At 33.4% G+C, this 21,874-nt stretch carries 19 protein-coding genes; 6 read left to right on the top strand and 13 right to left on the bottom strand.

Annotated features, from left to right (window positions below; translation table 11 throughout):
- Positions 1 to 10: 10 nt before the first annotated feature.
- The 4 genes from ACFTQ7_RS03680 to ACFTQ7_RS03695 form a co-directional block, all read right to left on the bottom strand.
- Positions 11 to 1,426 carry a M20 family metallopeptidase gene (locus ACFTQ7_RS03680; RefSeq protein WP_386827369.1) on the bottom strand — a complete coding sequence of 472 codons (1,416 nt, stop codon included), beginning with the start codon at positions 1,424 to 1,426 and terminating at the stop codon, positions 11 to 13.
- A gap of 16 nt (positions 1,427 to 1,442) precedes the next feature.
- Positions 1,443 to 2,669: an MFS transporter gene (locus ACFTQ7_RS03685; RefSeq protein WP_386827370.1), complete on the bottom strand. Its 1,227-nt coding sequence runs from the start codon at positions 2,667 to 2,669 to the stop codon at positions 1,443 to 1,445.
- A gap of 459 nt (positions 2,670 to 3,128) precedes the next feature.
- Entirely contained in the window at positions 3,129 to 4,433 is a 1,305-nt protein-coding gene (locus ACFTQ7_RS03690; RefSeq protein WP_386827371.1) for a hypothetical protein, read from the bottom strand.
- A gap of 518 nt (positions 4,434 to 4,951) precedes the next feature.
- Positions 4,952 to 7,816, bottom strand: coding sequence for a hypothetical protein (locus ACFTQ7_RS03695; protein WP_386827372.1), 2,865 nt, complete (start codon positions 7,814 to 7,816; stop codon positions 4,952 to 4,954).
- A gap of 409 nt (positions 7,817 to 8,225) precedes the next feature.
- Here ACFTQ7_RS03695 and ACFTQ7_RS03700 point away from each other — a divergent pair, with 409 nt between their 5' ends.
- From ACFTQ7_RS03700 to ACFTQ7_RS03710, 3 genes are read left to right on the top strand one after another with little or no spacing between them, the layout of a single operon-like run.
- Complete coding sequence (locus ACFTQ7_RS03700) at positions 8,226 to 8,675, top strand: hypothetical protein (protein WP_386827373.1); 450 nt, start codon at positions 8,226 to 8,228, stop codon at positions 8,673 to 8,675.
- Between the two features lie 15 nt (positions 8,676 to 8,690).
- Positions 8,691 to 9,584, top strand: coding sequence for a tetratricopeptide repeat protein (locus ACFTQ7_RS03705; RefSeq protein ID WP_386827374.1), 894 nt, complete (start codon positions 8,691 to 8,693; stop codon positions 9,582 to 9,584).
- The gene (locus ACFTQ7_RS03710) at positions 9,577 to 10,866 is read left to right on the top strand and encodes an AAA family ATPase (RefSeq protein WP_386827375.1); all 1,290 of its coding nucleotides are present in this window, start codon (positions 9,577 to 9,579) and stop codon (positions 10,864 to 10,866) included. The genes ACFTQ7_RS03705 and ACFTQ7_RS03710 overlap by 8 nt, the downstream gene beginning before the upstream one ends.
- A 60-nt stretch (positions 10,867 to 10,926) precedes the next feature.
- Here the strand turns inward: ACFTQ7_RS03710 and ACFTQ7_RS03715 are convergent, their stop codons facing one another.
- The 5 genes from ACFTQ7_RS03715 to comX all read right to left on the bottom strand — a co-directional run bounded on the left by ACFTQ7_RS03715 (position 10,927) and on the right by comX (position 15,478).
- On the bottom strand, positions 10,927 to 11,556 hold the full coding sequence (locus ACFTQ7_RS03715) for an SMI1/KNR4 family protein (RefSeq protein ID WP_386827376.1): 630 nt from the start codon (positions 11,554 to 11,556) through the stop codon (positions 10,927 to 10,929).
- A 20-nt stretch (positions 11,557 to 11,576) separates the two neighbouring features.
- Positions 11,577 to 12,047: an SMI1/KNR4 family protein gene (locus tag ACFTQ7_RS03720; protein ID WP_386827477.1), complete on the bottom strand. Its 471-nt coding sequence runs from the start codon at positions 12,045 to 12,047 to the stop codon at positions 11,577 to 11,579.
- A gap of 76 nt (positions 12,048 to 12,123) precedes the next feature.
- Positions 12,124 to 12,813, bottom strand: a complete 690-nt coding sequence (locus ACFTQ7_RS03725) for an endonuclease V (RefSeq protein WP_386827377.1) — start codon at positions 12,811 to 12,813, stop codon at positions 12,124 to 12,126.
- 176 nt (positions 12,814 to 12,989) lie between these two features.
- Positions 12,990 to 15,188, bottom strand: coding sequence for a sensor histidine kinase (locus tag ACFTQ7_RS03730; protein WP_386827378.1), 2,199 nt, complete (start codon positions 15,186 to 15,188; stop codon positions 12,990 to 12,992).
- Between the two features lie 131 nt (positions 15,189 to 15,319).
- Entirely contained in the window at positions 15,320 to 15,478 is a 159-nt protein-coding gene (gene comX / locus ACFTQ7_RS03735; protein ID WP_386827379.1) for a competence pheromone ComX, read from the bottom strand.
- 802 nt (positions 15,479 to 16,280) lie between these two features.
- On the opposite strand from comX, the gene ACFTQ7_RS03740 reads away from it, so the two are divergent.
- From ACFTQ7_RS03740 to ACFTQ7_RS03750, 3 genes are all read left to right on the top strand, one after another.
- A complete protein-coding gene (locus ACFTQ7_RS03740; protein ID WP_386827380.1) occupies positions 16,281 to 16,421 on the top strand; it encodes a hypothetical protein in 141 nt (46 codons plus the stop codon).
- A 417-nt stretch (positions 16,422 to 16,838) separates the two neighbouring features.
- On the top strand, positions 16,839 to 17,138 hold the full coding sequence (locus ACFTQ7_RS03745) for a hypothetical protein (RefSeq protein ID WP_386827381.1): 300 nt from the start codon (positions 16,839 to 16,841) through the stop codon (positions 17,136 to 17,138).
- A 497-nt stretch (positions 17,139 to 17,635) separates the two neighbouring features.
- A complete protein-coding gene (locus ACFTQ7_RS03750; RefSeq protein ID WP_386827382.1) occupies positions 17,636 to 18,868 on the top strand; it encodes a DUF418 domain-containing protein in 1,233 nt (410 codons plus the stop codon).
- A 217-nt stretch (positions 18,869 to 19,085) separates the two neighbouring features.
- Here the strand turns inward: ACFTQ7_RS03750 and ACFTQ7_RS03755 are convergent, their stop codons facing one another.
- The 4 genes from ACFTQ7_RS03755 to ACFTQ7_RS03770 form a co-directional block, all read right to left on the bottom strand.
- On the bottom strand, positions 19,086 to 19,625 hold the full coding sequence (locus ACFTQ7_RS03755) for a DUF2247 family protein (RefSeq protein ID WP_386827383.1): 540 nt from the start codon (positions 19,623 to 19,625) through the stop codon (positions 19,086 to 19,088).
- 110 nt (positions 19,626 to 19,735) lie between these two features.
- Positions 19,736 to 20,359 carry a hypothetical protein gene (locus tag ACFTQ7_RS03760; RefSeq protein WP_386827384.1) on the bottom strand — a complete coding sequence of 208 codons (624 nt, stop codon included), beginning with the start codon at positions 20,357 to 20,359 and terminating at the stop codon, positions 19,736 to 19,738.
- Between the two features lie 585 nt (positions 20,360 to 20,944).
- A complete protein-coding gene (locus ACFTQ7_RS03765) occupies positions 20,945 to 21,304 on the bottom strand; it encodes a hypothetical protein (RefSeq protein ID WP_386827385.1) in 360 nt (119 codons plus the stop codon).
- Positions 21,305 to 21,541: 237 nt separating this feature from the next.
- The gene (locus ACFTQ7_RS03770; RefSeq protein WP_386827386.1) at positions 21,542 to 21,802 is read right to left on the bottom strand and encodes a hypothetical protein; all 261 of its coding nucleotides are present in this window, start codon (positions 21,800 to 21,802) and stop codon (positions 21,542 to 21,544) included.
- Positions 21,803 to 21,874 lie beyond the last annotated feature (72 nt).

A 21,874-nucleotide genomic window follows, 5' to 3' on the forward strand; every position in this document is an offset into this window, starting at 1 on the left:
TATAACTTTTTTAAAATTTTGGAGGCATTGTACCTTCTGGAATTAGTGAAACATAAGTCTCCCCGTCTAGACGTTCTTTCCATTCTTTTTTAGCTTCTTCAATAAGTGATGGATTATCAATTAGATCGACAGCAGTGCAAGCCATTATTTTTGCTGCCTGTAACATCCCCTTATGTGCTATTGGCATAACACCCTGTGATACAACCTGCCAAGTATGAAGTGGTGTACCTAGTGCCATACATACAGTTGTACATTGGACAGTTGGGACATTCCAGCTTACATCTCCAACGTCCGTTGATCCACCTAATATAAATTCAGGTAGGACACTTGGGATGTGGTCAGCAATAGCTTTACCTTGTAACTGCACAGCATCATCTTTTTTTAGACCTACTAATGCTGATGCCTGAATTTCAGGCGTAAATGTATTAAAAATAGCTTGGGCATGCTGTTCATCTTCTCTTGTATAAGTAGGCATTCCTAGATCAATTATTTGTTTTTGCATCGCATCATAAAGTGTTTTATTTGGAATAAGATTGGACGCTGCTCCCTCAAAGGCGATTTCTAACGATGTTTCAGTCATCAATGTTGCACCTTTAGCAATATTTTCAACACGTTGATAAATCTCTTGTACTTGATGCTTTTTAGGTGCTCTGATTAAGTATGTCACCGCTGCATACGGTTGAACGACATTTGGAGATGATCCTCCTGTGTTTGTAACCGCATAATGCACACGCGCTTCTGGAATGATATGTTCACGTAAATAGTTTACCCCAACATTCATAAGTTCAACTGCATCTAATGCACTCCGTCCCAAATGGGGCGCTGCTGCTGCATGTGCACTTTTTCCCGTAAACTTAAACGTAACTGCATAGTTTGCTAGGGAGCTGCAAGTCATTACAGTTGTAAAAGTACCAGGGTGCCAAGATATAGCAATATCGACATCATCAAAAATACCAGCCTTCGCCATATAAGCTTTCCCTGAACCATTCTCCTCCGCTGGGCAACCGTAGAAACGAATTGTCGCTGATTGATTATTTTGCTCTAAATAATCTTTCACCGCAACAGCCGCGGAGAACGCTCCTGTACCTAATAAGTTATGCCCACAACCATGGCCACTTCCTCCGTCCTCTAATGGTTCGAAATTAGTAGCTCCTCCTTTTTGACTCAATCCAGGGAGTGCATCATATTCACCGAGAAAGGCAATAACCGGCTTTCCAGATCCATACGTTCCTACTAGTGCTGTATCAAGTCCTGCAATGCCACGTTCTGTTGCAAAGCCCTCTTCTTCTAAAGCTGCCTTCATATATTGAACAGATTTCTTTTCTTGAAAGTGAAGTTCAGGTACTGCCCAAATAGCATCACTTAATTGAATACTAGCATCCCTTTTTGACTCGACTAATGAAGAAATTTTTTCATGTACACTCATCTTTTTATACCCCCTACTATGAATTCAAAAGACTTCCTTTTTGATCATTTAACGTTAAAAGCGAAATAATACAAATAGCCGCAAATCCAATTAACATCCAAAATGCTGCATCGAACGAACCGTTAAAAGCATCTACCATAAAGCCAATTGCCATTGGGGTTACAAATCCAGCTAATTGCCCGCCTGTATTAGCAACCCCCATTGCGGAACCTGTAATAGAAGAAGGTAATTTCTTTAACACAATGGCAGGTAGTAATGTAATAACAAATGCAATAAATAAAGTAACGACCGTTTGATAAGTAATAAACATCGTTACTGACTCTGCTGTAAACATGAAGTACAATAAAATACCAATTAATCCGCATGAAATTGAACCTAAGATTTTGTCCATTCCTCGTGGCAACTTATCAATGAGATAACCACTTCCATAAATACCGATAATAGTAGTGATAGCTGGAATTGTTTGCGCCCAACCAATCGACATTAAATCGAGTCCTCGATTTTTTTGAAGGTATGTTGGAATCCAAGAAACTAATCCCCAGTTCACCGCATAAATACAGAAATAAGCAATCATTAAATTCCACATAAGCGGTGTCTTAAAAAGTTCCTTAAAGTTTACTTTCGTAGAAGTACTTTCTTTACCATTACTACTTTCCACTACTTCCTCTTGTGGAAGTTTGATATATTTCCAATATAAAAATGCAATAATGGCTCCGATTGCACCAATTACAACAAACATCGTACGCCAGCCAATTGTTCCTAATAAATAAGCTGCGAGTAAAGGTACGATTAACGAAACAATACCTCCAGAGGAAAGCATAATTGACATTGCTCGTCCTCGTTCTTCCCTCGGAAAAATCGTTGCAATAATTTTAGAGCTCGATGGTTGGAACCCACCTTCCCCAATACCAAATAAAAATCGAATGATAATCATCGCAACTAAAGACCAAGCTATTGCCGTTAAACCTGTAAATATCGACCACATGATTACTGAAAAAAGTAAGATTTTTTTAGCGCCAAATTTATCAGCCAACCAACCGCCAGGTATTTGCATAATCGCATAGCCTAAAAAGAAAGCGCTTAAAATAATTCCAGTAGAAGAAGCATCTAAATTTAAATCACCCGTAATCGATACTACTGCATAGTTCATGATGTAACGATCTAGATTCCCTAATGACCAACCTAAAAATAAAAGTGCAAGGATTAAATTTCTGGATTTTTTGGTTACTGCATTCGTTGTCATTACTATCCCTCCCATGTTTAAACTGATTTGCTGCAATTGATAGTATTAAAGGAAAAAGACATCCAGTTACTCGAATATTGCGACAACTAAAACTCTTATTCTTCCATCTCGATATCTTTTGCAACTTTTCTATACTTTTTTTCATCTCTCCCTATTTATTAAAATCGGCTCGTGCATATAGCGACATTTTCGTTATATATTCGTATAATAATCGACTTTTTATGAATTGACAATATTATTTTGAAAATTTCTAATAGATAATCGCATAAAAAATGGTGTCAAACATACGTCATAGAAACTTGGAAACCGTTGATTTATCTACACTTTTAAACATTTATCGAAAACAAATAATAACTAAAAAAATTCTGTATTTTTTTAGTTGCGAAAATTTTCGCCAAACAAAAAATGCCCTAATAACCATTCATTGGTTTAGGACATTTTATATTTCATATGCTTGACCTACATCACAAGCTGGTATATTTTTATTGGTCTACCACGTGTATGCTGTAATTCTTCTCCACAAATTTCCGCTAAACCTACACTACATAAATCAGCCACGATGCGCTGTGCATTTCTTTCACTCATTTGAAGCTGTGCGGCTAAATCCTTTGTCGTAAAATGCTTCCAACTCATTTTTTGAACTAGCGCTTGTATTCTTGTATAGTTTTTAATGCTAACATTGCTTTTTTTTAATTTTTCAAGGATGGTAGGATCCTCAGCTCGATAGGAATATGTTAGCTCCTCGCTATTTCCGACAGATTCAATCATTGTACCATCATCTTGAATCATGACAATATCAATCGATTCATGTTCTTTCGTTTGACGTAAAGCCCTATGCGCATTTAATTCGGCATTAAATACCGTTTGTGCAAAGCCTATCCCTGCTGTAACCTTTGCCTCCATTTCAATGGACAGCTGGTACATCTTTTCCTTGATGAATTGAATCTGCCCTTCGATTGCTCCCCTCGTACTGAAAATAGTATATCTCCCATTTCCTTCCTCTATTAAGGAGCCATCAATCTGTTCGCATAATTGCAGTAAGTTTTCCTTCATGCGCAATTCTAAATATTGAATACGATATCCTTGTTTCATTCTTTCCTTCAATGAATCGAATTCTTTTATTTCGAGCATGACAGCACCTATTTGCGTTTCTTTATAATACGAAGTTTTAATTTTTTCGGTAAATAGCTGAACGGTATGGTAAATTTCTGTTTTTGTAGGCGACACCCAATAAGAGGGAACCCCTCTCTTTTTCAGCTCTTCATCGACAGATGGGTAACATGTGATCGCAAAATCGATTTTCCCCTCCAGCCATAGGTCATAATGGAAATCAAATAATTCTTTCGGATCAATGGCCACATCAAATTCCTTTACATACATGTTCCTTACATTTTTCTCGATCTCTGCTACCCCTTCTAACAACATTTGTGCAGGTGATGGAATAATATCAATACTAACATTTTCAATAACTTTCCCTATTTTATAGGACTGCTCAAAAAAGCCTTTGTAAATAGCTGCCTCAGAAAAGATGATATGTGCCAGCTTATCCTGTGAGACACTTGTCTGACTAGCAATTTTAAAAGGTATGTATCCTGAAAATAGCCAAAAATCAACATCTTGATTGTAGGTTTCCACCAGATGTTTCGTTTCTGTAGCAATCGAATAAATATATGGAATAAATTCCATATCCTCTTCGATTTCATGTGCTAATTCGATAATTTTTTCTACGGATTTTATTGGGCCAACAACACCTATTTTATACATCTTTAGTTCCTACCTTCTATGTCAAACTACTTTTGTTATGACAAAAAATTCTCAATTATTATGCAGATTAACTATAAATAGTATATCTAAGAATTGATATTCTACACAAATAAAAAAGATACATTTAACCAGTACCTTTTTCTACCGAAGAACAATTATATCTATAAAATTAAGGGTGATTTATGTATAATGTATAGATTTTGCGCAAAACGAGAGGTTGATTTCCGTTCCGACCGGGCGCTTTCTGGGGGCGTCCGATCTCCACTCCAATCAAACACTCCACATAGCATGTATATTCTTACATATCACTCTAATTTATATGTTTAGCATTGTATCTAAATAAAAGCTAAACGGCAACGAAAGCGGAGAAAGCAAACTCGACGTCCGCTCATATTAAAGCGAGTAATCCAAGACAGAAATCCCTCTCATTTAAATTGCAGTTTTCCTTGACCATTTTGTTTTCTACAACATGAAAACCCCGAATAATTTCGTTATTCGGGGTTTAGGCTTAAACAGTTTTATAAATCGTTTGCATACATTTTCTTATATAAAATTTCTAATTTTTTTGAGAGCTTACCATAGGCAGTTTGCCAAGTTTTACGAGCCGCTTCATTTTCTCCTGTAGAAGGCACATAAAGAGCATGTACATCAGCTACCTTTTTCAAATCACTCTCGGCCTGAGTTAGCTTAGAATAATTTTTTACGACGCTCTTTTCAGAAGAACTAAGACCATCATATGCTGTTCGGATTTCTTTAACTTTCGTTTCCAAGTCATCAATATATTCACCATTTACAATCAGTGAATTAATGGATTCAACTAATTTCAAAGCACTTTCATTAGACTGTTGTTGACCTTGATCTTTATCAATAATGGATTGTCGTATTTCTGGACTAATTAAACTCATTTGTTTTGAAGTTAGCTTATTAAAAGCTTTAATAACAGTTGTTGGGTTACTAGTAAATGATTTTTCATACGTCTTCATAAATGATTCTACTTTTTTCACATCGGAAACCGCTGTTGTTAAGATCGACGCATTCGTAATACGTTTTTTATCACTAGAGCTTAGCTTTTTATATTGAGTTGAAAGCTCATTAATCTTTTCTATTGATACAGTATACGAATCATTTGAGACAATTTTTGCAATTTCATTATTCAACGTTGTGATATCTGGTGCATTACCGTCTTCTAGTCGATTATTGAGCAAATCTTCATATTGCTGTTTAGCTAAATGTTGTTGATTTGCTGGTAGCTTGGCATATGCAGTTTGAACGGTTTGAATTTTTTTTGCTTGTTTCGTTGCATCGGTTTCTTGTCGTGCAGTTTGCACTTTTTTATGGAATGACTTAACACCAGAAAGGTCTTTACTCGCAGCTGTTAATAAATAATAGTTTGTTACATATTTTCGTCCACCTGAAGATAGGTTTTTATATTTTGTTGTTGCTGCATTTACAGCACTTTCGAATTGTGTAAATGTATATTTCGTTACATTAGCAAGCTTCTCAACTTCGGCTTTTAAAGCTAATGCAGCCGCTTTATCAGCAGGTTCCTTACCATTTAAATCAACTGTAATAGTCGGTGTATTTAATAAAAAATCGTTTGCGTTATAAACAAGTGACTGTTGTAAACTAGTTAACTTATTATAAGCTTTCAATACATTTGTGTAGTTCGTTTTTAACTTACTCTCAGCTACCCCTGGCGTTTCTGAAAGCTTTTGATAAGCGTCCATGTCCTTAATAATTTTTTCAGCTGTTTTAAAATCCTTTTGTAAAGTTATCAAGCTATTATATCCGACAATTTTAGCCGCTGAATTTTTCGTTAAACCCTTATATTCATTAATAATACGGTTTACATTATTGACATGTCCTTGCCAAGAATCTTTTGATGGATCTATCGGGTAACTGTCATCCACATCGCCGACATAACTATCAATCTCTCTATTTAAGCTGTCTATTTGACTATTTTCTGCGTTTTCAGCTTTAAGTAATGTATTCATATATTTTTCTGGTACAAGCTTAAGTTGTTTATAAGTTAACTTTTCAAAAGCCGTACGTATAGATTTGGCTGTAGTCACCTGTTTGCTAGGTGAATCTTTTTCTGACAACTTATCGAAAAGTTTAATAAATTGTTCAACCTTTTTAATATCCGACTTAGCATCACTTAAAATCGATTGATTTTGAACTGTTGCTCGGTAATTTTGAGATAATTTTGCTATATCCTTTTCAATTGTTTCTACTGCTGATTGTAAAGATTCTATGCTAGTAGGTACATACGTAACAAAAGAACTTTTATAGTCTAATAATGCAACAATTGCCTGATTTAGTCTTCTAACTTCTTTAAATTCATCGATATCTGTCGGATCTTTCAAAATGTTTTTAATGCTATTGTATAAGGCATCATTTAGATCTAAGCTACGTTGTAATAAATCAAACTTATCATAGGCCTCTTCAATTTCTTTTAAATATTTTGACAGATCTTTTTCATTCACTTCATTAATCTTATCTACTTTCTCATTTAACTTGCTTATTAAATCTACATCTGCAGCCGCTCTCTTTAATACATCATAATTTTTCACATTCGCCTTTGCTGCAGCAGATAGTCCCTGATATTTACTTTCTAATTCCGTTACTTTTGCCTTAAAAGATTCTAAACTTGTTACATTATATTTGTTGTCATTTATTAATAAAGTTTTAATTTCTTCAATCATTGAATCGGATGGTTCATTAGATATTGTTATCACATCAGACTCAACAGATTCTACCAAAGAAGTTCCTACCTTTGCCTGTACTTTGACCATTATATCTGTAATGCCATCTGTTAAAGCATTATTAGGAATTTTGTATGTGTCCTTAGTAGCTCCATCAATTATTGTGAAGGATTCACCAACTTTATAAAACCATTGATAGCTGTATGTAATTTGATTGCTTTGTAACTTTGCCCCAGCTTCATCGGTTACAATTGCTCCTCCTACTTGTACCGATTCACCAGGTACTGCATAATTTGAACTACTATCAATTCTTGGCTTAGTTATTGAAAGTTTTAGTTCATTAATCGAACGGGCTTCACTCTTATACTTATCGCCTTTTGTTGTAGTCGCTTCCACGAAAACTGCTTTGCCTGCCGCTTCTACTGGTACTATAAATGACGCTGTTGTGGCACCAGAGATTGGTTTATTCGTTGAATCATTAGAACCACCGACATAGTACCATTGATAACCTTTAACAATTGAGTTTGCTGGTAAGTTTTCGATAGAAGCTTTTAACGTTTCATTTACTGTATTCTTCCCTGTGACTGTAACTGTATCAGCTCCCACAGCCCCTGCGACTGTTGGTATAAATAGAGCTGCTGGAATAGCTGCTGCTGTGAAAAGTAATTTTTTGTTCAAATTTCCATACCTCCTCTATCATCTATTGGATTATATCGGCTACATTCTTAATAATTCTCTTTATTTTATAGATTAATTCTAAAAAGTGTACTTCCTCCCTATTCCAAAACAGAAAATAATACTATTTTGATTTTACGTTGAATAATTACTTATTCCCCCTTCCGTATTGTTACAGTAAATATCATTTATTTGAGTTAATGAGCTCCTAAACTACACACAAAAGACGTCATCGAATGAATTTGATTCAAATATTTACCTGAACAATAGTAAGCATTTTAATAATGAGAACTAAGGATTATAATAACCGCATTATTAGCCTTCAAAAGAAGATGTTTCCAGTTTAATGAAATCTATGTATAATACAACTGTTATTAGGATATTAATAGGATACAAGGAGCTTGATCGGATTATGGAAAATCTTTATAAACCTAGTTTAACAAGCCATGACGTAGACAGGACAAGAAGCTACGAGATTAGTAATCTATTTTTTGTTGCTATGCTTGGTGGTATTTTCGCCATTGCCATACTAGGAATACAAAACGCTAAATGGCTAAAAATTGAAAAGAAATACATACGGTTGTTAACGATTATTAGTATTGTACTTATTATTGTGAAGCTTGCAGTCGTTTACGCAATTGGTCAACAACTAATCCCTTTAGATGAAAAGTATATTAAATTTGTCAGCCGACTATTTGGGGTTGCTTGTTTTTTCATTTTCTTCGCATTTTTAGACGAGCCATATAAAGAACATTTAGCAGTAGACGGTGTTGCTGAATCATTATGGAAGCCAGGGTTTATCGCAATTATCTTCTATGGCTTTATCGATGCTTTAGCTACGTTATTCTTACTAGCACTTTAGGAAAGGAGATATATTATGAGTGAATTCGAAGAATATGAAGAACCATCTTTTGAAGTTATCGAGCATTATTTTGATATAGGGAAATATCCCCAAGTTATTGACCTTATTAATGAGGAACTACATGACAATATTGAAAATAGTCGGCTTTGGTATATGTTAGCTTATAGTAACTATGCAATAAACGAATTTGACGAGGCTGAAGAACAATTTCATGAAGCCATGAGATTAGGATATGATGAGGAAATCATATTATATTTTCTCGGCCATTTATACATGGAAACCGAGCGGTGGCACGAAGCAGAAGAAGCCTTTCTTGAATCACTTCGTTTAAATCCAAATAATGCAGCAACACATGCAGGCTATGCTGTTTTAATGAAACAAACGGGATATCGAAAAAAATCAAAGTTATTAATCAATAAAGCATTAGAATTAGATCCAGAAAATTCATATGTGTTACGTAAAAATTTTATTTTGCTAGGTGTACATGGAAATAAAGAACAACAAATCCTTACATTAGAACAATATATGAATTCAGCAGATAGCGAAGTTGCAAAATTGTTGCACCTTGGAATAAATGCCTCCTTCCGAAATAATGAAAAAGAAGCGAAAGAATATTACAGACAAGCCTTTCTTTTAAACCCTGAGGATCAAACATTGCTATCTATATTAGAGGAGATGGAAATTACAACCCACCCTCTGCTAGCACCTAATCGTTTTATAGAGCGTTTAGGGGGTCCATCTATCATTTGGCTCGTGGGAATTGGGCTAACCTTTTTGTTACTAGCATTAGGGTTTGATGCTATAGCCATGCTGTTTTTAAAATTCTACGTAGTACTTGCACTTTATACATGGATATCAGTTCCATTGGCAAAGGGACTAAGAAAAATAAGGGGTTATCGATATGGATAAAATTAAATGGTTACAGCAAATGGTTGAACAAAGCCCAACTGACCCTCAAGCATACTACTGGCTTGGAAAAGAGCTTGCTGAAAACGGTCGCTGGCTAGAAGCTGTGCAAGCGTATTCAACAGGAATTTCACTCTGTACAGATGATACACTACGTATGGAAATCATTCATGAATTAACTAAAGCGAGTGTACAAATTCAGCAAACAAATTCAATGGACTACCATTCACCAGTTATTGAGCAGGAAAGTCATGACATAAATGGAACAATCGAGACTGAAGAAGCCATTGCCGCTTCAGCAGAAGAATTGCTAGAAAAAGAAGTCAATAGTGAAGAAGCCGAGTCGGGTCAATTAATAGATTTTACACCTAGGTTAAAAGTTTTAGATGGTGAAGCCCCTAAAAAAACTGTAAAAAAAGGTAAGGAGCAAATCACTTTTGCGGATGTTGCTGGCCTCGATGACTTAAAAAAGACCATTAATTTACGTATTATTAGCCCATTTTATAACAAAGGTCTATTTGCTAAGTTTCGCAAAAAAGTAGGCGGCGGCGTTCTTCTCTATGGTCCCCCTGGTTGCGGAAAGACATTTATTGCCAAAGCAACCGCTGGTGAATGTAAGGCTAATTTCTACCCTGTCCATATTACAGATATTTTGGCCTCCTATACGGGAGAAAGTGAACAAAATTTAAAAAGTTTTTTTGATAAAGCACGCTTTCAAAGACCAAGTATTATGTTCTTTGATGAAGTAGACACCCTTGGATATAGTCGTTCCCATTCTTCAGCAAACTCTCGAAGCTTAATCAATACATTTCTTACTGAGATGGAAGGGATCGATACTAGCACAGATGAAGTTCTTGTAATGGCTGCGACAAATACACCATGGGATGTTGATAATGCCTTAAAGCGTCCTGGTCGATTCGATCGTCTCATTTTTGTCGCTCCACCAGATAAGAAAGCAAGAGAGCAAATTTTTAAATTGAAGCTAGTAGGAAGATATGCTGAAGAAATAGATGTAGCAATGCTAGCTGCTCAAACAGAGTTTTTCTCAGGGGCAGACATTGAAAATGTAATAGAATTAGCTACTGAAAATGTCCTTGCTGAAATTTTAACAACTGGTAACGAGCGTCCAATCACAACTAATGACTTATTACACGTTTTAGAAGAGGCTCAACCATCAACATTAGAATGGCTGCGTACCGCAAAAAACTACGTAAAGTACGCAAACCAATCAGGATTATACAATGATGTTGAAAAATATCTACGTGCCCATGCTAAACGCATTTAAGATTGACATCAAAGAGGCATCTCCATTAGTTGGGATGCCCCTTTAACCTGTATGTTACTATTAAGTACTCCTCCGTACAGGGTCTATAACAGGCAATTCAATGGCTTTAAGTATATCTAAAAAATGGGTGCTGTTTTCATAATTCCAGTAGATATAATCTTCTTCTTGTTCAATTTGATAATTACCCTGTAATATCGTTTCAGAAATAAATAGTAGGAATTCTGATAATTGATTTGCTATCACATACTTTATTTCCTCATCACGCCCAAAATTTATAACTTGCCCTATTCGCCCTTTCTTATCTGGATCGACATCTATGCCGATATTATTGCCACCAAAATCTTTACTAATAGGTATCCAATAACGATTGATACCCCTCTCTTTTATGTATCCTGTTGGGACTGAATAAGAAGCACCTTCCAATGCAAATTTCTCTTCTAGCTGTGCCCATACATGCCATTCCTGCAAAACATCATTTAATGGTAAAAACGGCATGCCAAAAAATAAACCTGGCCCGTCTCCCTTCTCTCCATCATGCAAAAGATAAAGCTCCCTTAATTCATCTGGAAATTTAATACCCATCTCATTTTCAGCCTTCAGTATCTCTACCTCAGAAGCTGGTGGATTTAAAAAAAGTGAAAATAATTGGTCTAATTGAAGCTTTAATTTTTTCATTATCAACTGAATCATCGTCGCATATCTCCTAATTTCTAAATATTTTCTTCATTTAAACAAATTTCCATAAATTCAAAAAGACCCTTTGCATCAATTGTTCGATCTCCCCAATCGTGCCAAAAATACAACACTTGACCGACTACTCCTTCTTCTGTCGGATCTGTATCAAGACAAAGATAATCGCCTCCACCATTTTCAGCAATCGGTATCCATTTTTCATTCCAAAGTGTTGGTTTAACCTCAACACCATACTCTATATCTGGAAGCAAATCATCTGGATCAATCTCCTCCTGTAGAAACTTCCAATTATCAATAATTTCAGAAATGGGAGAAAGGGTTAAATTTCTAACAAAGGGCTGTACTCCTTGTGACCAAACTTGCCCATTAAATATACGATAAAAACTTTTCATCTCTTCAGGAAGAGTAACACCTAAAGTAGTTTCGATTTGTTGAAATTCTTCAGCTGTTGCACCAGGCTGAAGGTTTAATACTTCTCTACCGTTCATTTCTAACTTCGAATTTTTTTCAATGATACGATTCCATAGAATTTCAGCTTCACTTTTCAATTTTATCCCTCTCATTTTAATAATCTCGTTCTAGTTTTCTTGCCTGATGAGTTGCTAAATCCGCATATCTTGTAGGGATTGGTAAACGGCTATCTTTTTCAATAAAATGCATCGTTATATTAGTTGCCGTATCTAAATCAATCTCGTTACCACATGAAACAAATATCGGTTTAACATCCTTTCTACTTCTTAGAGCACGACCATACACTACCCCATCAATCACAATATCAGTAAACGCTCCAGCTATATTTTCCGGCATTATAAAATCTGTGTTCTCTATTTTATAATAAGTTTTGGCAACACCAATTGTAGGTTTTTCCAAGAAAAATGAGGCATGGGTAGCAATGCCCATATGACGACTATGCAAATACCCATTTCCATCAAACATATAAAGGTCTGGATTCGTTCTCAACTTTTTAACACCCTCTAATACAAGAGGCAATTCACGAAAGGCTAAAAACCCTGAAATATATGGAATAGTAATTTCATTTATGTACTCAATTTGTTCAACTATCTTTTTGGAGTTAAAATCAATAACTTGAATGCAACAAGCTCCATATTCTTTATTATTTTCACCCCAATAGGCAATATCTACTCCTGCAACGAGTTTAATTTGATCAGCTGAAAAATTGTTTTGTAGTGAAATATGCTTCCTTAATTCATTTTGTTCCGATGTATAATTCAAGATCATTTCTTCCATTTCCATGAAGATATCATCTCCTCTCTATATAAATATACTATCATGACATACAAATTATGGGGTATTTGTTAATGAAAATATTGTACCTCAAAGCAAAAACCTCCTAATCTTTTCGTACTGTGAATTCTGCACAATACCAAAAGATTAGGAGGTATGAAAAAAGTTCATCTCTTTCTTTCTATTCATCGATTATCCTCTACTATGACCGGCCTTCTATTATAAGTATCGTAGTCATAGGAATGGGGTTGCCCTTCAATTACTTTAATTCGAATCGACATTCCTTCTCCTATATCAGTATTGATAGAAAACTGACCATTAAATGCTTGTACTCTATCTTGCATTCCCCTGATGCCCATTGAATCAGCAAGAATAATCTCATCTATTTTACATCCTACACCATCATCAGAATAATTGATTTCAAAACCATCTTCTGTTTCTAATAGATGAATTTCTACAGTATTGGCATGAGAATGTTTTAACGCATTGTTTAATAATTCTTGGAAAAGTCGATAAATCATTAAGTTTAAACGCTCATCCTCTAAATATAGACGATCAATTGTGTAAATTAAAACAAAATCAGCACGCTTATGAACTTTTTGTATAAGCTTCTCAAGCGCAGCATTTAAGCCTAATGTATCTAATAATGGCGGCTTCAGATTTTCACAGTAACCTCTTAAATCATTTAAAGATGTAATCATGTGTTCATGAATCTTAGCAAGTCCCGATTGAATATCCGCCTTTTTCTTCGCGTGGATAAATACATCCATCTCCCTAGCAATATGGAGTTGCTCTTGTAAAACCGTATCATGAAGCTCTTGTGCTAATTGATATTTTTCTTGTTCAAATCGTAGCCAAAGTAGCTTATTAAGCCACGGTAACTGACTTTTATCAGCCTCTTTCATATGTTTTAACTGCTCTAATAGATCTTCCACCATTTTCGTATTTTCAATAAAATTATTCACATATAAAAGCAATAATTCAAGCCATAATAATTCCTCATCCTTTAGATGAATAGATTTATAGTGGTCTACGACTAGTATTCTTTTATAATTCATATCTTGGTGGATAAAAGCAATATAAAAATGCTCTGTCTTCTTTATTTCTCCCAAGCGGAGTTGCTCAAGCTCTATTTCGTTCATTTGATTTTGAGTATATTCTTTGGATGTGCTTGTGGAAGTAATTTGATGTGTTTGCAAATCGTAGGTTAATATGTAAACATGTTTAATCTCAAGGTGTAACGCAATTTCTCGAACAAATTTCTCAAGCAAGTCTTCGATCATTACGACCCTTCCAATACTATCAACTGTCGTATACAATCGATGGATATAATCCCCTTTTGTTGAAAAAAGAATTTTTCGCTTATGATAATCTATTTTCTCTTTAATGTAGAAAAGTGCTATTAAAGAAAAGAACGTAAAAAAAGAAATTTTGGTCATTCCTGAAATAGATAAATCAGTTAGCCAATAAAGACCCATTAACAACCAAATTGTAAAAACAAATGAAAAATTAAAATAATAACGCAAACGGGTAATAAAGTACTCCATATCAAATATACGTTCAGTAAGCTGTGTACATATAAAGCTGTATGGTATGAGTATCAAGAATAAGGAAGCTATATCTGCCGAGAGTATTTGTTTATTGAAAAATATTTTTGGCAACGCATATAGGAACAGAAATGGTAGAAACGGGATGATGATACTACTCAATAAGATTTTTAATTGTGGTGTTTTAAATTTAATGTAACTTATTCCTAATATACATAGAATGAAAATTAGCAAAGTGAAAAATATACATAAAGTTAAACTAGAGAATATAGGATTGGTAAAAGGATATAATATACTAAAAATACTTAAAAAAGCAGCAATCAGAGGAAGTATATAAAATATTTTAATATTGTTAATAAATATCCATTTTAAATTCAAAAACAAAAAGTATTTCTTTAGAAAGTGAATTAATAGGACTAGGCAAAATAGCATACTACTTCGGTTTACAATAGTACCGATATTATCCAACCTACCTGACACTCCTATACTTACATAAGCCAATGAGACAGTTAGTATAAAAAATATAAGTAAATTCACTAAAGGATTATCCTTTTGTTTAAAATACAAATATAGAGAAATTATAAGCGTTAAAAAATAGTAACAAGTTGGTGCTATTAGAACAAAATAAAATTGTTGGGGAATATCTAGTGGCTTTATGTGTACATAAATTAAGTTACCATTGGGTTTCTTTATCGTTAAATCATTGGCTGCTCGTAATACGAAATCATACTTGATATTAGAAATATTATTAATCTCTGTTCCATCTACATTTATTATAATATCTCCGGATTCTATTTGTTGTTTAGTAGCCCAATCTTTGTAATATGAATCTACCACTAACCATTCCCCATTTTCATTCTTAACTTCAATATTTATAAAAGATTTGTTATAAGTAACATAAAGTAAATAAAAACCAATTATTAAATAAATACTTATTACAAGCAAAAACCACTTACTTTTAATATTACTTAGTACCAAAGTCGAAGATCTACACGCAGCTCTACATCAAAGGATTCTAGAATTGCCTTTTGTTCAATTTCTGTAACACCAAGTAGAGAAGCTTTTTTTTCTTTTAACAAAGTTATCAACGACGGATTTTGCTCTAAATATTGAATTACGTTAATCATAAAATCTCCTCATTTCATTAGTTTTTTTATAGTTACACTTTCTGGAATATCCATCATCCTGAGTCCAACACTTTTACCAATTAATTACCAAGGAATTAATAACCATAAATGTAACATCCCCTCCATTATACTATCGTTTTACTTTTAATCAACAATATTTTCTACAATTCGCTAAATAAACGATAGATTATGTATTATTTTCACACAATGTACTAATTTTCTAAATATTTTGTTTTAACACTATTTTAACCATCCATAACTTGATATCATTTCAAAAATAAAAAAGCTTATTCCTTCTACTCTTTTAAAGTTGGAAAAAGCCAATTTTTTATAATTTATCTTTTTTAAAAGGAACTACTTTAAGTACTTGTCCAATTTCCCCCAATGATTCAATTTGCCTTGTAGCTTGATAGTAAGGATATTCATTAACAAGTTCACAAGGAATTGTTTTAGAACATTTTAGTATATCTATAGCAGATATTTTTGAGTGCAAAACATTTTTTATTTTGACTAAATCTTTTAATCCCCAATGGGTGAAGCTGTTAACACCATGTTACAAGTTTCAATAGAGTCATCTAACTCCACTAACTCACTAACACAACCGCTACCAATCCAACTCTCTAAGCAAATTAATTAATTCCAATTAAAACTATTGTTTTCGATTTGTTAAAATGATAGGATGCTATAAATAGTTTTAATTTTCAGATATTTAAAAAGAGTATTCTAAGGAGGGGAAATTCATGAGAAAATATGCAGTTTTTTATTTCTATTATCCTTCTTTATCGTAGTTCCAACTCAATCTATGGCTGAAGAAATTGCACTTACTGTTGAAGGTTCAGAAGTCATTATTACAGAAGAAAAGGAGCCATCTATAGATGTAAACAAATTACAAGATTCCGTAACTACTTTATTTGCTCCTGAATCGGATGATGATCAAAACTAGCCCCGTGGTCTGAGTTTTGCTAGAGGTATCATTTCATGTATGGTGATGGGTTCATGTCCATGGACTATTGAAGTTGGTGGAGATGTAATTACATATAGTAATGTAATTGTGTTTCTAGAAAAACATTATGGGCTGTTGGTTGGAAAGATTATTCTACTTTTTCATTTAAACTTAGTGTAAATATCCCAACCAAAACAATCAGAAATGAAGCAAGCTTTAGATTAGCATCCGGAAGTTATAGAGTAAAGCTCGGCGGAAGCATTATAACTGCTAAAAATGGTAAATATGATGCATTAGCCAATGGTCCGTTTTATTTTACAGTCAAATAATAATGAAGATTTTAGTTATATGGAAAGTATTATTTCTCAAATAACTTATTGAACTAGTTATAAAATCATACGAAAAAGGTGAAGAAAATTGACATGTAGCAGCTACTTCAAAAGAACAGGTATAATAATAAATTATACACATGTTGATTTAGATAAAAATCAAGTTACAGCCACTATTTGTCACGAAGAAGATATAAAATTAACTGTGACTATAAACACTGACACTGGTGATGTGCAAAAAGTGGGTAGCATGGATGAAATATTACAGATTTCTCCTAGTGAAGATGAAGATTTTTACATTGAGGTAATCAGAGAATGGGCAGAAATATTTATTAGTAAAAAAATAACTGACCCCCAAGCATATTTTAGTGGTAACTATTCCGACTAGATCTAACCAGAAATTGAAGGAGAGGATTTTTAGAGTTTTTAAATAGCATAGAGCTTGGAACAATAATCCCATTAAAGTTATTTTATGAATTTATTTGTTAGTCCAATATTAAGATAAATTTATTAAATCAAACATTATTACCAAGCTCATATCTCTTTGTCTTGTAATAAAATAAGGTTGACTCTTCGAAATACGTTATTGTACTTAACTTTCCTTTCTCTTCGACACTTATCATAAATGAATATCCTATTTCTTCTTATTTAATTTCACTCAATCCAATAATAATTAAGAGTTCTCCAAAAACCTTTCCTCTTCTATCTTCTTATTTTATTTATTGATAAATCGCTCTTCCCATCTAACTCTTCGTTTCACAATTTACAATCCTTTTATTTCCTTATAAAATCCTGATAATTATCATTTAAAGTTTCATTAACTTAGTTTTTTCAACTAATAGCCACTTGTTGAAAGAACAGAACAACAATGTAAAGGATGATTATATGAAACAAAAGCTTTTACCCATTTCTGCCAAAGAGCGGATTGAAACACTCGATATATTAAGGGGGTTCGCATTATTAGGAATCATATTAGCTAATATTGTTTGGTTCCTTTACCCTGCCTATATGCAGGAAGATTTAAGTTTTAAAAATGAATGGACTTCTTTTTGGAATGATGCCGATTATACAGTTAAAACTATTCTTACTATGTTTGTCGAGGGAAAATTTGTCATGCTCTTTTCCATGCTGTTCGGTTTTGGCATGGTCATTATGCAGGAAAGAGCTGCTGCAAAGCAACTAAACTTTTGGGGAATTTATTCTAGACGACTAATTGCGTTATTTATTTTCGGTTCTATCCACGCCTATTTCATTTGGTTTGGAGATATTTTAACAGACTATGCAATTTTAGGATTTTTACTCCTTCTCATGCATAAGTTAAAACCAAAAGCTATGTTAATTATTAGCTTAACTTTATATAGCTTACTTTTGGGATCATTTACGTTTGGAGCTCTATCCTCTGATTCAACTACAACTATGACAATGTCCATGTCAGAGGAAAGTCGTCAGCTCATGCAAGTTACGATCGATGCCCATCAAAACGGAAATATTCAAGAATTAATAGATGCTAATCTTATGGAAAGAACTTTTTATACAATGCGTAATGGGCTATATGTTCTTTTTTTAGGTAACCCAATATTTTTTTTATTTTCAAATCTACCGTTCCTACTAATGTTTTTATTTGGAGCAGCTGTTGCGAAGAAAAAATGGCTTCATCGTTTTGAAGAATATCGAAAAGGCTTTTTCATCACGTGGTTACTAACATTGATTTTTGGTGGGACATTAGGCTGGATCTTACCTTCCCTTTCAGAAAATTTTTCTACTGTTCAATATATTAGCTCGCCACTCCTAACAATCTTTTATGCCATTAGCTTAATCTTTATTTATCACACGGTGAAAGGAAAGAAAATTTTACAGTGGTTAGCGTTCCCAGGAAGAATGGCATTCACAAACTATATCGGCCAATCTATCATTTGTACATTTTTATTTGGACCATTTGCATTCGGCGTATACGGAAAACTCCACTTAACGACAGCTATCATCATTGCCATTGTCATTTTTGTTTTCCAAGTGATTTTTAGTAAGCTTTGGTTATCCAAATTCCGCTTCGGGCCGTTAAAATATGTTTGGAGGTCGTTCACTTATTTAGGTATTAACAAAGAATCTAAAAATGCATAGCTTAGGTGCTCGTGAGTTTTCGATAAATTTAGGATTCTTTTTGATAAAATGAACTAATGGGCTGCCAGTCGACAGCCCCTCTTCTTCCTTTAGCTGCCGTTGCCCCTCATATTCAACATCCAAGCCTATATTAACCTTTGCTTCAATGCTTACGATTCAAGGCCATTCTTCAAGTTTTGAAAATTTTCTTCCATAACATAAAAACAAACTAAAGGTATTAGCGATTTTGTAAATATTGGTGTTCCTTGTTTAGAAAATCATTAAATAAGTTTATTAATCTAGCTACATTCTCATCTTTTGAGTATTGTGAAGAATCATGACCGTCTTTTCGAGGGAGATAATTAATAAAGCTTTCCATGTCTTCTGGATACTTAAAATCAGCATATACTTCAGTAATCTTGTTTAATAACTCCTCATAATTATCTAGATGTTTCATTCTTATATAAGCCAATATACCAAATCTCCATTTTCTTTTTTCAAATTGCCAAAGATTAGAATCTAGCTTGAAATCATTAATCTCTGACTCTTTTAATATATTTTTTAGTAAACTTTTGTAATCAATATCATCCCCACCCCAAGCTAGTAGAATAATATTTTGATTACTTGTTTCTGGATAGTTTGTCAAGAATCCAACTGCATAATTCATTATGTCACTATGTTTTATTAGATTAAGTTCTAATCCTACATATAATGTTGTCCAATCGTGCCTTATTTTGTTTTGCTTAAAAATATCTACAAAAATATCTATATTAATCACCTGGTCTTTTTTAATCCATTAGCATGACTCACTCTCATACAGATAGTATTTGATTACAGAAGGAAAATGGTGAAAAAGTTTATAATGCAGGGAGAAAATAAAAGTTGTTGTTAATAAAAAATCGGAAGTATATGACAAAGAAGTTGTTTCGAGTAAATAAGTACATCTCCATTTACATACTCAAATCTAAATGTCCTTGTGGGTAAAATTTTTATTTTTTCTTCAAAGAAACCGTCTCTAATAATAGTATGAGCAGTCAAATTGTCATTATATGAATATCTGTCAACCATAAACGTTTCTTCGTCCATATCATCGTCTCTTAAGTAGAATAATATTTTTTCTATCACAGATCCTTCATAAATTATACAATAAACTTGACTTAAAACCATTTCACCAGCCCTATTACTAAGAAATCTAAGACAGATTTTCTTTTCAGTTTCATTTATTATGAAAGAACTCCCCCACCCCTTATTCTTAGCGTTATAAGAAAAATACAGTTCATTGTTTTTCAACTTATTCACTATAATTCCTTCCTTAGATTTCGGTTCCTTTTTATAAATTTTCGGTTTTGGTAATTGATCTAATTCATATTGATATGGATATAATTCTAGATAAGAATTGCTCCAAATAACAGTTTCATTACCAACTTCTTCAACTTGATGATGCAACACATTGTATGAGGAACTATATTCCTCGAATATTTTTACAATTATCTCGTAATCTTTTTCTATCATCTTGTACACTTCCCTAATTTTTTAGTTGTTCCTGTTTCCCAAGTTCGCCCTTTATTTAGTTTCTTCTTTATTTTTCTTCAGTTCATTCTCAAACTTTTCTTTATTATCTAATCTATCGAATAGTTCGTATTTGCAATCTTTTCTATGTAGATCATCTTGTTGATGAGAAGTATCTTCCACCTATTACTTTATCATTATTCTCATGTCAGTAACCAAATCCCATTATATTTTCCATCCGGTTCAAATCCATGTGCTTGAATTTGTGCAACAAGTGATTTCATTCTCGGGTCTTTAGTACCTGTCATAAACTTCAGGATGAAAATTATTATATGGTTCTGTTACTTGATAACAATCCATTACTTTTTCAAAATCATCTGTTAGTTCGTATATGTTAATAATGTTGATATTTTCGCTCTTACAATAATCGCAATCTCCTTGTTCTTAATTCTCATCACTAAAACAAAATAATATAAAATAGACTCGTTATGACATGAAAAGTCCCAGCGAGTCTATTTTATATTTGTACATAGTCTTTGTTTTTACTTTTCTAAACTGAAGTCTATTTTTTTGAGAATAATCCAGTCCTTAATACCATCTTCCGCATGAAAATCGCTCGTAAAAATTATCAATATTTTCCTGACTTAGTATTTTCATATCATTAAAAAGACTATCAAGAATATCTTCAGCAATCACTACGTCTTCTACACAACCTGTATTTTTTGCCAGAAGTTCTACCGCTACTTTTATTATATACCCTTTGTCTGCTTCAGACAGAGTACTATCATTATAAACTTGAATTATTAATTTTTTTATTTGTTCTTTAGTCTTTTTGTTTTCAATGTAATCTTCCTCTTCAGTTTTGAATTGCTCATTGTAGTAGTTTTTGTAGTAGTTCTTTAAAGAATCTCTAATTTTGTCGATTTCACTTCGATAATCTATTTTCATAATTTAACGACACCTTCCTTTTTTATGAATAGCATAAGCACTTTTAGGTATTTAACTTGGATCGCAAGTAGCTATGATGAATTAGGCAATTGTTCACAAATTAGAAGGAGAGTGTGTAGTAAATACACAAGATAAAACAGTTCCTTTTCTAACACATAAACTCATGTAGCAAATAACATGAAACACTCCCTGTTTATTTGACAGGGAGGATTATATATTACTTGATTATCATCTTACCTACTTTATGAGGTCCTTCACATATGATAAGTTCCGCATACTACTTAGTAAGCGTTGTGGTGCATGATCAAATAAAAAACAAACTTCACAGTTATCTATCATTTTATTTTGCGTCGGATTTGTCCTATCGAATTTAATAGCTAAACTCCACACATTGCCATCTTCTAGTATTTCTGTAGTCGGATAATACTCTGTTCCTGTTGGAGGAGCTTTTCTTCCTCCTTCCGCTTCTGAAAACCAATAAATTATCGCTTTCTTCATTTACATCCTCCTAATAGAATACTTACCCATTCTTTAAGATTTTCAGTTCACTTTTTACTCTTAAAACTTTTT

Source organism: Lysinibacillus sp. NPDC056959, assembly GCF_042674095.1.
GTDB lineage: Bacteria > Bacillota > Bacilli > Bacillales_A > Planococcaceae > Lysinibacillus > Lysinibacillus zambalensis.

Bases quoted from the DNA above. Each gene is read 5' to 3' on its own strand.
- ACFTQ7_RS03740 (WP_386827380.1), top strand. From the start codon at position 16,281: ATGGCTGAAGAAATTGCACTTACTGTTGAAGGTTCAGAAGTCATTATT.
- ACFTQ7_RS03690 (WP_386827371.1), bottom strand. From the start codon at position 4,433: ATGTATAAAATAGGTGTTGTTGGCCCAATAAAATCCGTAGAAAAAATT.
- ACFTQ7_RS03720 (WP_386827477.1), bottom strand. From the start codon at position 12,047: ATGAACGGTAGAGAAGTATTAAACCTTCAGCCTGGTGCAACAGCTGAA.
- ACFTQ7_RS03700 (WP_386827373.1), top strand. From the start codon at position 8,226: ATGGAAAATCTTTATAAACCTAGTTTAACAAGCCATGACGTAGACAGG.
- ACFTQ7_RS03705 (WP_386827374.1), top strand. From the start codon at position 8,691: ATGAGTGAATTCGAAGAATATGAAGAACCATCTTTTGAAGTTATCGAG.
- ACFTQ7_RS03715 (WP_386827376.1), bottom strand. From the start codon at position 11,556: ATGATTCAGTTGATAATGAAAAAATTAAAGCTTCAATTAGACCAATTA.
- ACFTQ7_RS03760 (WP_386827384.1), bottom strand. From the start codon at position 20,359: ATGATAGAAAAAGATTACGAGATAATTGTAAAAATATTCGAGGAATAT.
- ACFTQ7_RS03765 (WP_386827385.1), bottom strand. From the start codon at position 21,304: ATGAAAATAGATTATCGAAGTGAAATCGACAAAATTAGAGATTCTTTA.
- ACFTQ7_RS03680 (WP_386827369.1), bottom strand. From the start codon at position 1,426: ATGAGTGTACATGAAAAAATTTCTTCATTAGTCGAGTCAAAAAGGGAT.
- ACFTQ7_RS03710 (WP_386827375.1), top strand. From the start codon at position 9,577: ATGGATAAAATTAAATGGTTACAGCAAATGGTTGAACAAAGCCCAACT.
- ACFTQ7_RS03750 (WP_386827382.1), top strand. From the start codon at position 17,636: ATGAAACAAAAGCTTTTACCCATTTCTGCCAAAGAGCGGATTGAAACA.
- ACFTQ7_RS03685 (WP_386827370.1), bottom strand. From the start codon at position 2,669: ATGACAACGAATGCAGTAACCAAAAAATCCAGAAATTTAATCCTTGCA.
- comX (WP_386827379.1), bottom strand. From the start codon at position 15,478: ATGATTAACGTAATTCAATATTTAGAGCAAAATCCGTCGTTGATAACT.
- ACFTQ7_RS03770 (WP_386827386.1), bottom strand. From the start codon at position 21,802: ATGAAGAAAGCGATAATTTATTGGTTTTCAGAAGCGGAAGGAGGAAGA.
- ACFTQ7_RS03725 (WP_386827377.1), bottom strand. From the start codon at position 12,813: ATGGAAATGGAAGAAATGATCTTGAATTATACATCGGAACAAAATGAA.